Raw genomic sequence first — 14,319 nt, 5'->3', positions numbered from 1 at the left:
CCTCTCGTGCCTCGCTTGATGTCTGTCTGGTTGAAACTGGTGCCTTCGGCCGGAAAATCAAGCCGATGCCGCGGGTTTGTCCATTTTTGCCGCGCCCACGCGGCGCGAGGGCTTGCGCATGGTCACAAGCTCCTCGGCCAGGGTCGGATGCACGGCGATGGCGGCGTCGAAATCGGCCTTGGTCGCGCCCATGCCCATCGACACCGCGACCATCTGGATCATCTCGCCGGCCTCGGGGCCGAAGATGTGGCAGCCCAGCACCTTGTCGGTCTCGCCGTCCACCACCAGCTTCATCACCGCCCGCGCATCCGAGCCCGCGAAAAGCGAGCGCATGGGCCGGAAGCTGGCGACATAGATGTCGGCGGGACCGCAGGCCTCGGCCTCTTCCTCGGTCAGGCCGATGGTCGCCACCTCATGCGGGCGGGTATAGACGGCGCTGGCCACCAGCCGGTGGTCGACCTTGCGCGGCCGGGCGCCGAAGATGGTGTCGGCAAAGCTGTGGCCTTCGCGGATCGCGACCGGGGTCAGGTTCACCCGGTCGGTCACGTCGCCCACGGCAAAGACCGAGGGCACCGAGCTTTGCGACCACTCGTCCACCGCGATCTCGCCCCTGCGGCCCAGCCTGACGCCGGCGTCTTCCAGCCCCAGGCCCTTGGTATAGGGCGCGCGGCCGGTGGCGAACATCACCGCGTCGAAGATCTCGCTCTCGCCGTCCTCGAAGCTTGCGCGGACGCCCGCCCCCTCGCGGTCCAGCCGCGCCGGGTTGGTGTTCAGCCGCACATCGACGCCGATGGCGCGCAGCTGCTCGGTGGCGTGGCGGCGCATCTCGCCGTCGAAGCCGCGCAGCACCGCATCGCCGCGATAGGCCAGCACGGTGGCGCTGCCCAGCCCTTGCAGGATGGTGGCGAATTCGCAGGCGATGAAGCCGCCGCCCACCACCAGCACCCGGCCCGGCAGCCTGTCGAGCGTGAACAGGTCGTCCGAGATCAGCCCCAGTTCCTTGCCGGGAATGTCGGGGCGCTGCGGCCGGCCGCCGACCGCGATCAGGATATGCTTGGCGCTCAGGCGCTGGCCGTCGGCCAGTTCGACCGTATGCGCGTCGTGCAGCCGGGCGCGCTGCATGTGGATCTCGACCCCGGCATTCGCCAGCCCCGAGGTATAGGCGCCCTCCAGCCGGTCGAGTTCGCGCAGCAGCTTGCCGTGGAACTCGGCCCAGTCGAAGCGGCCCTGATCCGCGCCCTGCCAGCCATAGCCGCGCGATTCGGCCGCCGCCGCCCCGGCCTGCGAGGCGAAGATCATCAGCTTCTTGGGCACGCAGCCGCGGATGACACAGGTGCCGCCCATGCGGCTTTCCTCGGCCAGGCCGACGCGGGCGCCGTATTCGCTGGCCGCGATCCGCGCCGCGCGCACCCCGCCCGAACCGCCGCCGATGACAAAAAGGTCGTAGTCGAATTTCATGCCATGTCCTCGCGCCGCAATTCCACCACCGAGCCGTCCGGGCAGCCGATGATCGCCAGGTCGCAGATATTCAGGAACAGCCCGTGTTCAACCATCCCGGCAATCGAGGACAGTTCCGCCGCCAGCGCCTCGGCATCGGGGATCGATTCCAGCGCCAGGTCCAACACCAGGTTGCCCTCGTCGGTCAGCAGCGGCTGGTCGCCGCGCTTGCGCAGCAGGATCGGCCGCTGGGTCAGTTCCAGCCGGTCCAGCGCGCGCTGGATCAGCGTCCTGGTCGCCTGCCAGCCAAAGGGAATCACCTCGACCGGCAGGTGGAAGGCGCCGAGCCGGTCCACCACCTTGCCCTGGTCGGCGATCACCACCATGCGGTCCGAGGCGGTGGCGACGATCTTTTCGCGCAGATGCGCGGCGCCGCCGCCCTTGATCAGGTTCAGGTCCGGGTCCACCTCGTCGGCACCGTCGATGGTCAGGTCCAGCCAGCCGATAGCGTCCAGTTCCTCGATCGCCAGCCCCAGCGAGACGGCCAGCTCCGCCGTCGCCTTCGATGTCGCGGCACAGCGCAGCGCGAAGCCTTCTTCCCTGACCCGCTGCGCCAGGCGGCGCACGAAGATCGCCGCGGTCGAGCCGGTCCCCAGCCCCAGCCGCATCCCCGGCTCGACCAGCGCCACCGCGGCGCGGGCGGCGGCATCCTTGGAAAGATCGGTGATGGCGGGATCGGTCATGGCGGGAATCCTTGGCTGAATGGCAGGCGGCACATGGCCGTCCTTATAAGCACAAGCCGCGCCTTGGGCCACCACCGGCTGCGTCTTTTGGCCGCGACGAAACGCCTGACCGGCGGCGATTGCCTCGGGGCGGCGGCTGACCTACATCTGGCGGCCATGACCATACCCGCCACATATGCCGCCATCATCACCGCCGCCGGCCGCGGCACCCGCGCCGGCGCGGGCCTGCCGAAGCAATGGCGCAGCCTGGCCGGGCAAACCGTGCTCGGGCGCAGCATCGCCGCCTTTGCCGGCTTCCCGCGCATCGTGGTGACGCTGGCGCCCGAAGACATGGCGCACGGCGTCGCGGAGCTTTCGGGCCCCGTCACGCTGGTCGCGGGCGGCGCCACGCGCTCGGGCAGCGTGCGCGCCGCGCTGGAAAGCCTGGAGGGCGCCGGCGTGACCCATGTGCTGATCCATGACGGCGCCCGGCCGCTGGTCTCGCCCCGCGTGATCGACGGCGTGGTCGCGGCGCTTGCCGCCGGCGCCCCCGCCGCCGCGCCCGCCCTGCCCGTCACCGACGCGCTGTGGCGGGCCGCGGACGGGCGCGTCACCGCCACCGCCAGCCGCGAGGGGCTGTTTCGCGCCCAGACCCCGCAGGGTTTCGCGCTGGACGCCATCCTGGCCGCGCATCGCGCCCATCCCGAGGGCGCGGCGGATGACGTGGAACTGGCGATCCGCGCCGGCCTGCCCGTCACCGTGACACCGGGCGACGAGGACAATCTGAAACTGACCTGGCCCGAGGATTTCGCACGGGCCGAGCGTATCCTGGGGGACGCGATGGACATCCGGCTTGGCAATGGTTTCGACGTGCATGCCTTTACCGCGGGCGATCATGTCTGGCTGTGCGGGGTGAAGATTCCGCATGACAAGGCGCTCTTGGGCCATTCCGACGCCGATGTGGGGATGCACGCGCTGACCGACGCGATCTATGGTGCGCTGGCGCAGGGCGACATCGGCCGGCATTTCCCGCCCTCGGACCCGCAATGGAAGGGGGCGGAAAGCCATATCTTCCTGCGCCATGCCGCGATGCTGGCGCGGCAGATGGGCTATGAGATCTCCAATGCCGACGTGACGCTGATCTGCGAGCGGCCCAAGGTCGGGCCCCATGCCGGCGCCATGGCGCTGCGCCTGTCCGAGATCATCGGCGTCGAGCCCGACCGGGTCAGCGTCAAGGCCACCACCTCGGAACGGCTGGGCTTTACCGGGCGCGAGGAAGGCATCGCCGCCATGGCCACCGTCACATTGGTCAAGGGGTAATTGGGGGGTTAATCATGGACAAGGCGATCGCAACCTTCTTCGGCATCGGCCACCTGCGGCCGGCGCCCGGCACCTGGGGCTCGGCCGCCGCGGTGGTGCTGGGGGTCGCCGCCTATGAATGGCTGCACCCGATGCTGGTGCCGGCGGGTTTCGTGCTGGCGACGCTGCTGGGCTTCTGGGCGGTGCCGCGGGTGCTGGCGGACAGCGCCGAGGGCGATCCGTCCTGGGTGGTCATCGACGAGGTGGCCGGGCAATGGCTCGCGATGAGCTTCACCGTCATCCCGCTGGCGCAGAAGGGCGTCTCGATCCTGGCGGCCTGGCCGGGATTCGTCGCGCCCTTCCTGCTGTTTCGGCTGTTCGACATCTGGAAGCCCTGGCTGGTCGGGCGCGCGGACCGGCGCGGCGGCACGCTGGGGGTGATGGCGGACGACCTGTGGGCGGGCCTGTTCGCCGGCGTGGTCTCGGTCATCCTGGCCGGGCTCTACCACGCCGTGCTGGAGCCGATGCTGTGACCGACCCCGCCGAAGTCCTGGATCTGGCACGCCGGCGCGGGGTGTTGATCGCCACCGCCGAAAGCTGCACCGGCGGGCTGATCGCCGGGCGACTGACGGACGTGCCCGGGTCATCCGATGCGGTGGACCGCGGCTTCGTCACCTATTCCAACGCCGCCAAGATCGAGATGCTGGGCATCCGCCCCGAGACTCTGGAGGCCCACGGCGCGGTCAGCGAGGAGATCGCGGCCGAAATGGCCCAAGGCGCGCTGGCCCGCTCGCAAGCGGGCGTGGCGGTCGCCGTGACCGGCATTGCCGGGCCGGGCGGGTCCGAGCATAAGCCCGAGGGCCGGGTCTGCTTCGGCATTGCCGATGCCCTTGGCGTCAGGACCGAGACGGTGGATTTCGGCCCGCTCGGCCGGGCCGCGGTGCGCGCCGCCACCGTGGAGCATGCGCTGGCGCTGCTGAAGGCGGCGCTGGCCTAGCCCAGGGCCTGCGGCTCGGCTCGGAGGGGCTTCGGCTCGGCCAGGGCCTGCAAAGCGCCGGTTACATCCTCGAGCCGCGTGTCCCAGCCGCAGACCAGGCGGATGCCGACCGGCTCGTCCTCGGCCGGCTGCTGGGTATGCGGCCAGAGGTGATAGCAGAGGCCGCCGGCACAGGCGCGGCGATGCAGATCGGCCGGGATGGTGGCGAAGACCGCGTTCGATTCGACACGCTGGTCGATGCGCACGCCGGGCAGGCGCGCCAGACCCAGCGCCAGTTCATGCGCCATGGCATTGGCGTGGCGCGCCAGTTGCAGCCACAGGTCGCCCTCGAGCCAGGCCAGCACCTGCGCCGCCAGGTAGCGGTGCTTGGACACAAGCGCCCCGGCCCGCTTGCGGCGGAACTGGAACTCCTCGGATTTCGCGGGGTCGAAGATCAGCACCGCCTCGACCCCCATGCAGCCGTCCTTGGTGCCGCCCAGCGACAGGATGTCCACACCCGCCCGCCAGGACAGGTCGGCCGGCGCCACGTCCAGCCCGGCCAGCGCATTGGCAAAGCGGGCTCCGTCCATATGCAGGCCCAGCCCGGCGTCACGGGCGATGGCGGCCAGCGCCTCGACCTCGTCCGGCCGATAGACGGTGCCCCATTCCGTCGCATTGGTCAGGCTCAGCGCCGCGTTCCGCCCGGCATGAACCGAATCGCGGCCATGGACCACCAGCGCCTCGGCCAGCGCCTCGGGGGCGATCTTGCCGCCGGCGCCAGGGATCGGGATCAGCTTGGCGCCGCCGGAAAAGAACTCGGGCGCCCCGGTCTCGCTGGTCTGCACATGGGCGTCGGCATGGCAGAAGACCTTGCCCCAGCCCGGCGCCAAGAGCGACAGCGACAGCGCATTGGCGGCCGTGCCCGAGGCCACGAAATGCACCGCCGCCTCGGGCGCGTCGAAGAGTTCGCGCAAGCGGTCCTGGGCGGCGCGGGTGATGCTGTCCTCGCCATAGGCGGGCACATGGCCCTGGTTCGCGGCGGCAAGCGCAGCCATGATGCGCGGATGCACGCCGCCCGCATTGTCCGAGGCGAAACTCATGAAAGATCCTCGATGATATGCTCGTCCCAATCGTCCTCGGTCACGGAAAGCTCGCTGACGGTCCAGCCGCGCACCGAGGCGCCGGCGCGATGCACCGATTCGCGATCCCCCGAGATCAGATAGTGCCAGTCGTAAAGCGGCTTGCCCTCGGCGCGCAACCTGTAGGCGCAGGTCGAGGGCAGCCACCAGGCGATCTCCTTGAGCTTCCTGGGCGTCAGGACGACGCAATCGGGCACGAAATCGTGGCGGTTATGATAGCTGGAACATTGGCAGGTCTGGCCGTCCAGCAGCCGGCAGGCAACGCGGGTAAAGGCCAGCTCGCCCGTATCCTCATATTCGATCTTGTTGAGGCAGCACTTGCCGCAGCCGTCGCAAAGCGCCTCCCATTCCTGCTTGTCGAGGCGCGCAAGCGGCAGTTCCCAGAACCGCTCGCGCATCAGCGGGTCGCCAGGATCTCGCGCGCCTGGGCACTGTCGCGATCCATCTGCGCGACCAGCGCCGGCAGGCCGTCGAACTTCGCCTCGGGACGCAGGTATTCGACCAGCGCCACCGACAGGTGCTGGCCATAGAGGTCGGCCGAGAAATCGAAGATATGCACCTCCAGGTTGGGCCGGTTCTCGCCGAACATCGGGCGCACGCCCAGGCTGGCCACGCCCTTGTAGCTGCCGCGGTCCGGCCCGGTCAGCACGTCGACCAGCACGGCATAGATGCCAAGCGCCGGCAGGTGCAGCCCCTCGACCGCCATGTTCGCGGTCGGATAACCCAGGTCGCGACCGCGCTTGTCGCCATGCAGCACCTCGCCGTCGATGCGGTGCCAATGGCCCAGCATGCGCTCGGCGTCGCGGGTGCGGCCCTCGGCCAGCGCCTCGCGGATCGCGGTCGAGCTGTATTGCAGCGCACCGTCGCCGATCAGCGGCGCCACGGTGACGCCGAAGCCCATCTCGCGCCCCAGTTGCGCCAGGGTCTGCGCATCGCCCGACCGCTTGCGGCCAAAGCAGAAATCCGCGCCCACGGTGACATGGCGCACGCCCAGCCCCTCGACCAGCACCTCGCGCGCGAAAGCCTCGGGCGCAAGCCCGGCCAGCACCGCGTCAAAGGGCAGTTCGTAAAGGTGGTCCACCCCCAGCCGCGCCAGGCGGTTGGCCCGCGATTCCACGTTCATCAGCCGGAAGGGGGGCGCGTCGGGCACAAAGAACTCGCGCGGATGCGGCTCGAAGGTGATGACGCCAAGCGCCGCGTCGCAGGCGGCGCGCGCCGCGTCGATCACCGAGCGGTGGCCCAGGTGGACGCCGTCGAAATTGCCCATGGCGACGGTGGCCCCGCGGGCATCGAGCGGCAGAGCTTTCCAGTCGTGATGGATGCGCAATCGGGCCCCCGGTGGGCCGGCGGCCGGCCCTGTCAGTCGAATTTGCGGCTTGGCGCCAGAACGACGGCCTCGCCTTTCAGGACGACCGTATCGCCGACGAGGCAGCGGGTTGCAAGGGTCACGCGGCGCTTTGCGTGGTCGATCGCCTCGACCGTGACCTCGGCGCGGACCATGTCGCCGGGCCGGACCGGGGCCATGAATTTCAGCGTCTGGCCCAGGTAGACCGTGCCATGGCCGGGCAGCTGCTCGCCGATCACGGCCGAGATCAGCCCGGCGGTCAGCATGCCATGGGCGATGCGCCCCTCGAAGATGGTGTCCTGCGCATAGTCATCGTCCAGATGCACCGGATTGCGGTCGGTCGAGACCTGAGCGAACATCTCGATATCCTCGTCGGTCACTACCTTCTGCAGGTAGCGCATCATCCCGACCTCGAGATCCTCGATGACGATCGTGCCGCGCGGAAGGTTGTCCAGCATCATTCAATGCTCCCGATGAGTGGATTTATGCTGCATAGCAGCAAAACCGGGGGAGCGCAACAAAATAACACTGGCACCATCCAAAAGGACGGATTGTTACCGAACCGTTCAGCGCAGCCGGCCGATGGCGTAGGCCGGGTTCTGCGACCGCAGCGCCAGCCATTCGGCAAGCCGCGCCGGGTCGGGGTTTTCCACATCCGGGCCGAACTGGTCGAAGCCGAGGCCGCCGGTGACGAACAGCGCATCCAGCCCCTCGCCCGCCGCGCCGGCGATGTCGGTGGCGATGCCGTCGCCGATGGCCAGGATGCGGGCATCCTCGCCCAGCCCCAGCCGGCGGCGCGCCAGGTCGTAGATCGGCGGATGCGGCTTGCCGAAATACAGCGAGGTGCCGCCCAGATCCTCGTAAAGCTCGGCCAGCGCCCCGGCGCAATAGAGACGCTTTTCGCCCATGTCCACGACCACGTCGGGATTGGCGCAAAGCAGCTTCAGCCCGCGTTCGCGCGCCAGCATCAGCCGGGCGCGGTAATCCTCGGGCACCTCGACCAGGTCGTCGAAGAGCCCGCAGCAAACGATGCCCTCGGCCTCGTCCAGCGCCACGCGCTCGATGGCCGGGGCGTCCTGCCATTCCTCGGGGATGTCGGTGAAGAAGCCCTCGTCCTTGGGCTGGGCGATGGCCCAGACCCGGCGGCCGACGGCGCCGGCGAACATGGCGTCCTGCGCGGCGTCGCCCGAACTGACGATGGCGTCCCAGGCATCGCGCGGCACGCCCATGCGGTCGAGCTGCGCGGCCACGTATTGCTGCGGCCGCGGCGCATTGGTCAGCAGCACCACCCGCCCGCCCTGGGCGCGAAAGGCCTGCAAGGCGGCGACCGCGGCCGGGAAGGCGGCGACGCCATTATGCAGGCAGCCCCAGAGATCGCAGAACAGGACGTCGTAATTCGGGGCGATCTCGTCGAGCGCGCGGATGATCTGCGTCATGGAACGGTCCTTCACTCAGACGGCCAGGGCCGGGATGATCTGCTTCTTGCGGGACATGATGCCGGGCAGGACCACGCTGTCGCCCGAAACCGTCGCGTTGAAGCTTTTCTCGGCCACCTGCCGGACGAAATCGTTCGGCACCAGCAGGGTGGCCTCCTCGTTCAGGATATCGACGATGAACAGCAGCACCTCGTCGGCGCCGTCGGCGGCCGCGACGGCCGGCATGGCGGCGATCAGCGCCGCCTTGCGGTCCAGCAGCACCTGCGGCGCGGTCGTCTCCAGCACCGAGACGCGCAGCTGCTTGCCGCCGAGCTCATATTCCTTGCTGTCCATGCGCAGCAGGGCTTCCTCGGTAAAGGCCGATACGTCCGACTTGGCCGCGAACATCTCGGCGGCGTATTCGGGGATCGAGACGCCCAGATCCCTGGCTAGCTTCTCGGCCACGAAACGGTCGTGGGGCGTGGTGGTCGGGCTGCGGAACTCCAGCGTGTCCGACAGGATGCAGGTCAGCATCGCGCCCTTGATGGCACGGGGCGCGCGGGCCAGATCCTCGTCGCCGATCAGGTCGTGCATGATCGTCGCGGTGCAGGCCAGCGGGCGGATGGTGATGTTGATCGGCAGGCGGGTCTTGATACCGCCGGCCAGTAGGTGATGGTCGATGATCTCGATCACATCGGCCTCGGCCAGCGAATCGGGCAGCTCGGCGGGGTTGTTGGTGTCCACCACCACGCATTGCTCGCCCGGCGCCACATCGGCGATGATCTCGGGCATCTCGAGGCCCCATTTCGCCAGCATCCAGGCGGCCTCGGTGTTCGGCTCGCCCTGCAACACCGGTTTGGCCGGGGTCTTGCGGACTTCGGACAGATACCAGGCCCAGATGATGGGCGAGCCGGTCGAATCGGTGTCGGGGGCCTTGTGGCCGAAAACCTTGATCATGGGGATCCCCTGAAGCTTGGGCGGAAAATTCGCCGGGGTTATAGGGGCGCGGCCCGGCAATGTCTATCGACGGGCGGCACCGCGGCCCGGGCCGCCTTGCCCGCCGCGCGGGGTCCGGCCGGGCGGGGATCAGACCGGGGTCTGCTGGTGCTGCAGGATGCGCCAGTCGCCGGCGCGGCGGATCCAGGTGGTGGTGCAAAGCGCGCGATAGGTCTCGGCCCCGGCGCGGCGCGCGGTGGCGCGATAGGCCAGCACGCAGACCTCGTCGGTCTCGATGCTGGCCCGTTCGGCCATGGTGACTTCCTGCCAGCGCGGCGCGGATTGCAGCGCGGCGATCACCGCGGCGCGGTCCATGATGCCGGTGGGCCGAAAGGCCATCAGGCAGGAGCCGTCGAGCTTGCGCGCTGCCTCGGCCACCCCCGCCAGCCAGAATTCGCGTTCCTCGCGCCAAAGCTCATCCGCCATCGCCCATCCCCTCCACCGTGATCGGGCTGATGTTCCAGCCCCTGTTTTCCAGCAACCGCAGCACGCCATGCTCGCCCGGCAGGTGCAGCGCGCCAAAGCCGATCACCAGGCCCTTGCCCTGCCCGGCCGCCTCGGCCGCCGCCTGTTCAATCGGTTCGATCCAGCTTTCGTTCCGCCGGTCCATCAGCTTTTCCTGCGCCAGCCGCATCTGCTCATCGACCTCGGCCCGGGTCAGGCCGGAATTGTCATAGGCGTCGAAGCGGCCGAATTCCCAGATCAGCCAGCTGTCGCCCGAGAAATAGGCGTCCGCCAGCGTCACCGCGTAATCGTCGGCATATTCGGCGGCGGGCATGGCGGCGCGGATCATGTCCTCCTCCTCCTTGGAGGTCATGCCCGCAAACAGGGTGAATACGGTATCCCAGGGCTCCAGCGCGCGGACCGGCACCTCGGCGGCCTCGGCGCGCTCCACCAGCAGGTGATCCAGCCCTCCGGGATCGCCCTTTTCCTCGATCACCCGCATCATGCAGGGCGAGACCCCCAGCATGACCGCCACATACCAGGGCCGCAGCCGGCTGGCGATCACCGCCGGCAGGCCGCGCGCCTCGAGCGCGGCCGAAAGCGACTTCCACTCGACGTCGCTGAAACGCTCGGGCAGGGTCGGCCCCTCGGGATCGACCAGCAGCGACGGGTCCGAGGCCATGGCTTCGGCCAGCTTCGCCTCCTCCTCGGGGCCGGCCTCGACCATCAGCAGGGCGGCCTCGTCGATCTCGGGGCCGAAATGCTCCATGGTCAGATCGTGGCGCGGATCCGCGAAATGATAGGTGCCCAGCAGAGTGACCCGCTGCTCGCCCTTCTCGGCCTGCCAGAACAGGCCATGGCGATAGGGCACGCCCTCGGCCGCCGCGTGCAGTTCGGCCAGCCGCTCGGGCGGCATGCGCTCGAACAGGTTCTGTCCCATGCAATCCTGCGCCGCGGCCGGCAAGGCCGGGGTCACGGCGGCAAAAAGGGCGGTCAGGATCGGCGTAAGGCGCATGGAGTCGGTTCCTGCATCAGCGTGGCGTGCAGCATGGCACGGGTGCGGGCAACGCGCCAGCCTAGCGCGGCAGCGGCAATTCCTGCGGCAAAGGCGCCCCGGCGATCACCGCTCGCCAGATGCGCTCGACCTGCGCGGCCTTGGCGGCCCAGGTGAAGTCGCGCATGACGCGGGCCTGCCCCGCCGCCGCCATGACGCCCAGCACCGCCGGATCGGCGGCGATGGCCTCCAGCCGCTCGCGCAGCCCCGCCACCAGCGCGGCGCGGCGGCCCATCGGAATGCGAAAGCCTGTCGCATCGTCGACCAGTTCCCCCGGCCCGGCGTAATCGGCGACCACCGGCACCACGCCAAGCGCCATCGCCTCCAGCACCACGCCGCCGCCGAACTCGCGCACCGAGGGAAACACCAGAAGCTGCGCCCGCGCCGCGACGCCCTGCACCTCGGCATGCGGCAACCAGCCGTGGAACCGCACCGCCTGGGCAACGCCTTCGCGCGCGACCAGGTCGCGCAGCGCCCCGGCCTGCGGGCCGTCGCCGACGATGTCCAGCACCATGCGGCCATCGCGCAGCAGGGGCAGCGCCGCCTCGATCGCCATGTCGGCGCCCTTGTAGGGCACCAGCCGGCCGATGAAGCAGCCGCGCAGCGGCAAGGTGCCGGGCTGCGGCGCGGTCAGGCTGAAGCGCGCGGGCTCGATGGCGTTTTCCGGCAGCCAGACGGTCTTGGCCCGGAAGCCCGCCGGGATCTCGCCCAGCGTGTGCAGCGAGCCGCAGAGGATGGCCGAGGCATGGCGCAGCATCGCGCCGCGGCCCGGCAGCGCCTTGTAGGCGCCGCGGACATAGGACAGCCATTCCCGTTCCCGCCGCCGCTCGCTGTCGAAACCCCTGGGCCAGGGCACGCCGCCGTTCAGCGGCCCCAGCACGAAGGGCACGCCCGCGCGGGCGCAAAGCGGCGCGATGCGGCTGTTCGCCGTGGGCGTCAGCGGCGTCACCCGATGCACGACATCGTATTGCCCGGCGCGGATCGCCGGGCCGAAGGCACGCCAGACCAGCCGCTCGAAATAGCCGTAGCCCAGCGTCGAGACCGCGGTCTTCATGGTCCAGCCGACGCCCTTGCCCATGCTCAGCCTTTCCGCCAGCCGCCACATCGGCGCGGCCAGCCGCTCGCTGTCGATGGCGGTAAAGTCGCGCCCCTCGACCAGGCCGGCGCGCAGGATGGCATCGCGGTTGCGGACCTGGGTGACGATATGGACATCGGCCACGTCGCGCAGCGCATGGGCCAGCGACCAGCCCACCAGCGGCACCGAGACCCATTCCGGGTTCGCCGCCTCGGCAATGACAAGGGCCTTCAGACGCCGTTCCACCATAAGCTCCGCCCCCGCTGCTTCCCCTTGGGCCTAGCCGCGCCGCGGAAAGCCCGTCAAGCGGATTTCATGGCGGATTTCCCGATTGCAGGCCGTTGACAGGCCGCGGGCAGGCGCCTAGATGGTTTGCCATTGGCACTCACCCGAGCCGAGTGCCAACAGCTGCAACACTGCAACCTGAAACACCGGAGTGTTCTACTATGGCTTTCAAACCGCTGCACGACCGCGTTCTGGTCCGTCGCGTCCAGTCGGACGAAAAGACCAAGGGCGGCCTGATCATCCCCGACAGCGCCAAGGAAAAACCCGCCGAGGGCGAGATCATCGCCGTGGGCGAAGGCGCGCGCAAGGATTCGGGCGAACTGATCGCGCCCGCGGTCAAGGCCGGCGACCGCGTGCTGTTCGGCAAGTGGTCGGGCACCGAGGTCACGGTCGACGGCGAAGAACTGCTGATCATGAAGGAAAGCGACATCCTGGGCATCATCGCCTGATCGTCCCCTTCCGATAACCCATTCAAGGAGCAGAGCACATGGCTGCGAAAGAAGTTAAGTTCAACAGCGACGCGCGCGACCGGATGCTGAAGGGCGTGAACATCCTGGCCGATGCGGTCAAGGTGACGCTTGGCCCGAAGGGTCGCAACGTGGTGATCGACAAGTCCTTCGGGGCGCCGCGGATCACCAAGGACGGGGTCTCGGTCGCGAAAGAGATCGAGCTTTCCGACAAGTTCGAGAACATGGGCGCGCAGATGGTGCGCGAAGTCGCCTCGCGCACCAATGACGAGGCCGGCGACGGCACCACCACCGCCACGGTGCTGGCCCAGGCCATCGTGCGCGAGGGCATGAAGGCGGTCGCCGCCGGCATGAACCCGATGGATCTCAAGCGCGGCATCGACATGGCCACCGCCAAGGTCGTGGAAGCGATCAAATCCGCCGCCCGCCCGGTCAACGACAGCTCGGAAGTGGCGCAGGTCGGCACCATCTCGGCCAATGGCGAGGCCTTCATCGGCCAGCAGATCGCCGAGGCGATGCAGCGCGTCGGCAACGAGGGCGTGATCACCGTCGAAGAGAACAAGGGCATGGAGACCGAGGTCGAGGTCGTCGAGGGCATGCAGTTCGACCGCGGCTATCTCTCGCCCTATTTCGTCACCAATGCCGACAAGATGATCGCCGAGCTGGAGGATGCCTATATCCTGCTGCACGAGAAGAAGCTGTCGTCGCTGCAGCCGATGGTCCCGCTGCTGGAATCGGTGATCCAGTCGCAAAAGCCGCTCTTGATCGTGGCCGAGGACGTGGAAGGCGAGGCCCTGGCCACGCTGGTCGTCAACAAGCTGCGCGGCGGGCTGAAGATCGCCGCCGTCAAGGCGCCGGGCTTCGGCGACCGCCGCAAGGCCATGCTGCAGGACATCGCGATCCTGACCGGCGGCCAGGTGATCTCGGAAGACCTGGGCATGAAGCTGGAGAATGTCACCATCGACATGCTCGGCCGCGCCAAGAAGATCTCGATCAACAAGGACAACACCACCATCGTCGACGGTGCCGGCGAGAAGGCCGAGATCGAGGCGCGGGTGTCGCAGATCCGCCAGCAGATCGAGGAGACCACCTCGGATTACGACCGCGAGAAGCTGCAGGAGCGTGTGGCCAAGCTGGCCGGCGGCGTCGCCGTCATCCGCGTCGGCGGCATGACCGAGATCGAGGTCAAGGAGCGCAAGGACCGCGTCGACGACGCGCTGAACGCGACCCGCGCCGCGGTGCAGGAAGGCATCGTGGTCGGCGGCGGCGTGGCGCTGGTGCAGGGCGCCAAGGCGCTGGAAGGCCTGGCCGGCGCGAACTCGGACCAGGAAGCCGGCATCGCCATCATCCGCCGCGCGCTGGAGGCGCCGATGCGCCAGATCGCCGAGAATGCCGGCGTCGACGGCGCCGTGGTGGCCGGCAAGGTGCGCGAATCCTCGGACAAGGCCTTCGGCTTCAACGCCCAGACCGAGGAATATGGCGACATGTTCAAGTTCGGGGTGATCGACCCGGCCAAGGTGGTGCGCACCGCGCTGGAGGACGCCGCGTCGGTGGCCGGCCTCTTGATCACCACCGAGGCGATGATCGCCGAGAAGCCCGAGCCCAAGGCCCCGGCCGGCGGCATGCCCGACATGGGCGGCATGGGCGGCATGATGTAAGCCGACG

General features: G+C 69.0%; 16 protein-coding genes. 5 read left to right on the top strand and 11 right to left on the bottom strand.

All coding sequences use genetic code 11. The features are described 5' to 3' along the window. Nucleotides 1-57: 57 nt before the first annotated feature. Together gorA and rpiA are read right to left on the bottom strand one after the other, a co-directional pair. The gene (gene gorA, locus ESD82_RS01405; protein WP_024845645.1) at nt 58-1,458 is read right to left on the bottom strand and encodes a glutathione-disulfide reductase; all 1,401 of its coding nucleotides are present in this window, start codon (nt 1,456-1,458) and stop codon (nt 58-60) included. Continuing rightward, complete coding sequence (gene rpiA / locus ESD82_RS01400; protein ID WP_407672800.1) at nt 1,455-2,189, bottom strand: ribose-5-phosphate isomerase RpiA; 735 nt, start codon at nt 2,187-2,189, stop codon at nt 1,455-1,457. Before rpiA ends, gorA begins: the two co-directional genes overlap by 4 nt. Before the next feature lie 147 nt (nt 2,190-2,336). On the opposite strand from rpiA, the gene ESD82_RS01395 reads away from it, so the two are divergent. The 3 genes from ESD82_RS01395 to ESD82_RS01385 are packed head-to-tail and all read left to right on the top strand — an operon-like array spanning nt 2,337 to nt 4,455. Then, on the top strand, nt 2,337-3,479 hold the full coding sequence (locus ESD82_RS01395; RefSeq protein ID WP_147428393.1) for a bifunctional 2-C-methyl-D-erythritol 4-phosphate cytidylyltransferase/2-C-methyl-D-erythritol 2,4-cyclodiphosphate synthase: 1,143 nt from the start codon (nt 2,337-2,339) through the stop codon (nt 3,477-3,479). Between the two features lie 14 nt (nt 3,480-3,493). After that, nucleotides 3,494-3,991: a phosphatidylglycerophosphatase A family protein gene (locus tag ESD82_RS01390; RefSeq protein ID WP_024845648.1), complete on the top strand. Its 498-nt coding sequence runs from the start codon at nt 3,494-3,496 to the stop codon at nt 3,989-3,991. Continuing rightward, the gene (locus ESD82_RS01385) at nt 3,988-4,455 is read left to right on the top strand and encodes a CinA family protein (RefSeq protein ID WP_147428395.1); all 468 of its coding nucleotides are present in this window, start codon (nt 3,988-3,990) and stop codon (nt 4,453-4,455) included. The genes ESD82_RS01390 and ESD82_RS01385 overlap by 4 nt, the downstream gene beginning before the upstream one ends. On the opposite strand, the gene ESD82_RS01380 is transcribed toward ESD82_RS01385, so the two are convergent. From ESD82_RS01380 to ESD82_RS01340, 9 genes are all read right to left on the bottom strand, one after another. Then, a complete protein-coding gene (locus ESD82_RS01380; RefSeq protein ID WP_147428397.1) occupies nt 4,452-5,534 on the bottom strand; it encodes a threonine aldolase family protein in 1,083 nt (360 codons plus the stop codon). The two genes, ESD82_RS01385 and ESD82_RS01380, sit on opposite strands and share 4 nt — an antisense overlap. Next, nucleotides 5,531-5,971 carry a YcgN family cysteine cluster protein gene (locus ESD82_RS01375; RefSeq protein WP_024845651.1) on the bottom strand — a complete coding sequence of 147 codons (441 nt, stop codon included), beginning with the start codon at nt 5,969-5,971 and terminating at the stop codon, nt 5,531-5,533. The genes ESD82_RS01380 and ESD82_RS01375 overlap by 4 nt, the downstream gene beginning before the upstream one ends. After that, complete coding sequence (locus ESD82_RS01370; protein ID WP_024845652.1) at nt 5,971-6,900, bottom strand: bifunctional riboflavin kinase/FAD synthetase; 930 nt, start codon at nt 6,898-6,900, stop codon at nt 5,971-5,973. The genes ESD82_RS01375 and ESD82_RS01370 overlap by 1 nt, the downstream gene beginning before the upstream one ends. Nucleotides 6,901-6,932: 32 nt before the next feature. Then, the gene (locus ESD82_RS01365; RefSeq protein ID WP_024845653.1) at nt 6,933-7,376 is read right to left on the bottom strand and encodes a MaoC family dehydratase; all 444 of its coding nucleotides are present in this window, start codon (nt 7,374-7,376) and stop codon (nt 6,933-6,935) included. A gap of 108 nt (nt 7,377-7,484) precedes the next feature. Further along, entirely contained in the window at nt 7,485-8,354 is an 870-nt protein-coding gene (locus ESD82_RS01360) for a TIGR01459 family HAD-type hydrolase (protein WP_147428399.1), read from the bottom strand. Between the two features lie 15 nt (nt 8,355-8,369). After that, nucleotides 8,370-9,290, bottom strand: a complete 921-nt coding sequence (locus tag ESD82_RS01355) for a manganese-dependent inorganic pyrophosphatase (protein WP_147428401.1) — start codon at nt 9,288-9,290, stop codon at nt 8,370-8,372. A gap of 129 nt (nt 9,291-9,419) precedes the next feature. Beyond that, nucleotides 9,420-9,755: a DUF4440 domain-containing protein gene (locus tag ESD82_RS01350; protein ID WP_024845656.1), complete on the bottom strand. Its 336-nt coding sequence runs from the start codon at nt 9,753-9,755 to the stop codon at nt 9,420-9,422. Next, on the bottom strand, nt 9,745-10,788 hold the full coding sequence (locus ESD82_RS01345; protein WP_024845657.1) for a TraB/GumN family protein: 1,044 nt from the start codon (nt 10,786-10,788) through the stop codon (nt 9,745-9,747). The genes ESD82_RS01350 and ESD82_RS01345 overlap by 11 nt, the downstream gene beginning before the upstream one ends. Before the next feature lie 61 nt (nt 10,789-10,849). Further along, nucleotides 10,850-12,151, bottom strand: a complete 1,302-nt coding sequence (locus ESD82_RS01340) for a glycosyltransferase family 4 protein (RefSeq protein WP_028710803.1) — start codon at nt 12,149-12,151, stop codon at nt 10,850-10,852. A gap of 197 nt (nt 12,152-12,348) precedes the next feature. On the opposite strand from ESD82_RS01340, the gene groES reads away from it, so the two are divergent. Together groES and groL are read left to right on the top strand one after the other, a co-directional pair. After that, nucleotides 12,349-12,636 (top strand): co-chaperone GroES, encoded by a 288-nt coding sequence (groES, locus tag ESD82_RS01335; RefSeq protein WP_019353022.1) that lies wholly within the window; start codon nt 12,349-12,351, stop codon nt 12,634-12,636. 38 nt (nt 12,637-12,674) lie between these two features. After that, a complete protein-coding gene (groL, locus tag ESD82_RS01330; RefSeq protein WP_024845659.1) occupies nt 12,675-14,312 on the top strand; it encodes a chaperonin GroEL in 1,638 nt (545 codons plus the stop codon). Nucleotides 14,313-14,319: the final 7 nt, after the last annotated feature.

Origin of the sequence: Paracoccus pantotrophus (assembly GCF_008824185.1) — a bacterium.
GTDB lineage: Bacteria > Pseudomonadota > Alphaproteobacteria > Rhodobacterales > Rhodobacteraceae > Paracoccus > Paracoccus pantotrophus.
Note: the sequence above shows the minus strand (reverse complement) of the source record. Positions and strands in the feature narration are given on the sequence as shown.

What these genes read in the sequence shown, in the direction of transcription:
- ESD82_RS01380 (WP_147428397.1), bottom strand. Translation starts at nt 5,534, where the DNA reads ATGAGTTTCGCCTCGGACAATGCGGGCGGCGTGCATCCGCGCATCATG.
- groL (WP_024845659.1), top strand. Translation starts at nt 12,675, where the DNA reads ATGGCTGCGAAAGAAGTTAAGTTCAACAGCGACGCGCGCGACCGGATG.
- ESD82_RS01365 (WP_024845653.1), bottom strand. Translation starts at nt 7,376, where the DNA reads ATGCTGGACAACCTTCCGCGCGGCACGATCGTCATCGAGGATCTCGAG.
- ESD82_RS01355 (WP_147428401.1), bottom strand. Translation starts at nt 9,290, where the DNA reads ATGATCAAGGTTTTCGGCCACAAGGCCCCCGACACCGATTCGACCGGC.
- ESD82_RS01375 (WP_024845651.1), bottom strand. Translation starts at nt 5,971, where the DNA reads ATGCGCGAGCGGTTCTGGGAACTGCCGCTTGCGCGCCTCGACAAGCAG.
- ESD82_RS01360 (WP_147428399.1), bottom strand. Translation starts at nt 8,354, where the DNA reads ATGACGCAGATCATCCGCGCGCTCGACGAGATCGCCCCGAATTACGAC.
- ESD82_RS01350 (WP_024845656.1), bottom strand. Translation starts at nt 9,755, where the DNA reads ATGGCGGATGAGCTTTGGCGCGAGGAACGCGAATTCTGGCTGGCGGGG.
- groES (WP_019353022.1), top strand. Translation starts at nt 12,349, where the DNA reads ATGGCTTTCAAACCGCTGCACGACCGCGTTCTGGTCCGTCGCGTCCAG.
- ESD82_RS01340 (WP_028710803.1), bottom strand. Translation starts at nt 12,151, where the DNA reads ATGGTGGAACGGCGTCTGAAGGCCCTTGTCATTGCCGAGGCGGCGAAC.
- ESD82_RS01390 (WP_024845648.1), top strand. Translation starts at nt 3,494, where the DNA reads ATGGACAAGGCGATCGCAACCTTCTTCGGCATCGGCCACCTGCGGCCG.
- gorA (WP_024845645.1), bottom strand. Translation starts at nt 1,458, where the DNA reads ATGAAATTCGACTACGACCTTTTTGTCATCGGCGGCGGTTCGGGCGGG.
- ESD82_RS01395 (WP_147428393.1), top strand. Translation starts at nt 2,337, where the DNA reads ATGACCATACCCGCCACATATGCCGCCATCATCACCGCCGCCGGCCGC.
- ESD82_RS01345 (WP_024845657.1), bottom strand. Translation starts at nt 10,788, where the DNA reads ATGCGCCTTACGCCGATCCTGACCGCCCTTTTTGCCGCCGTGACCCCG.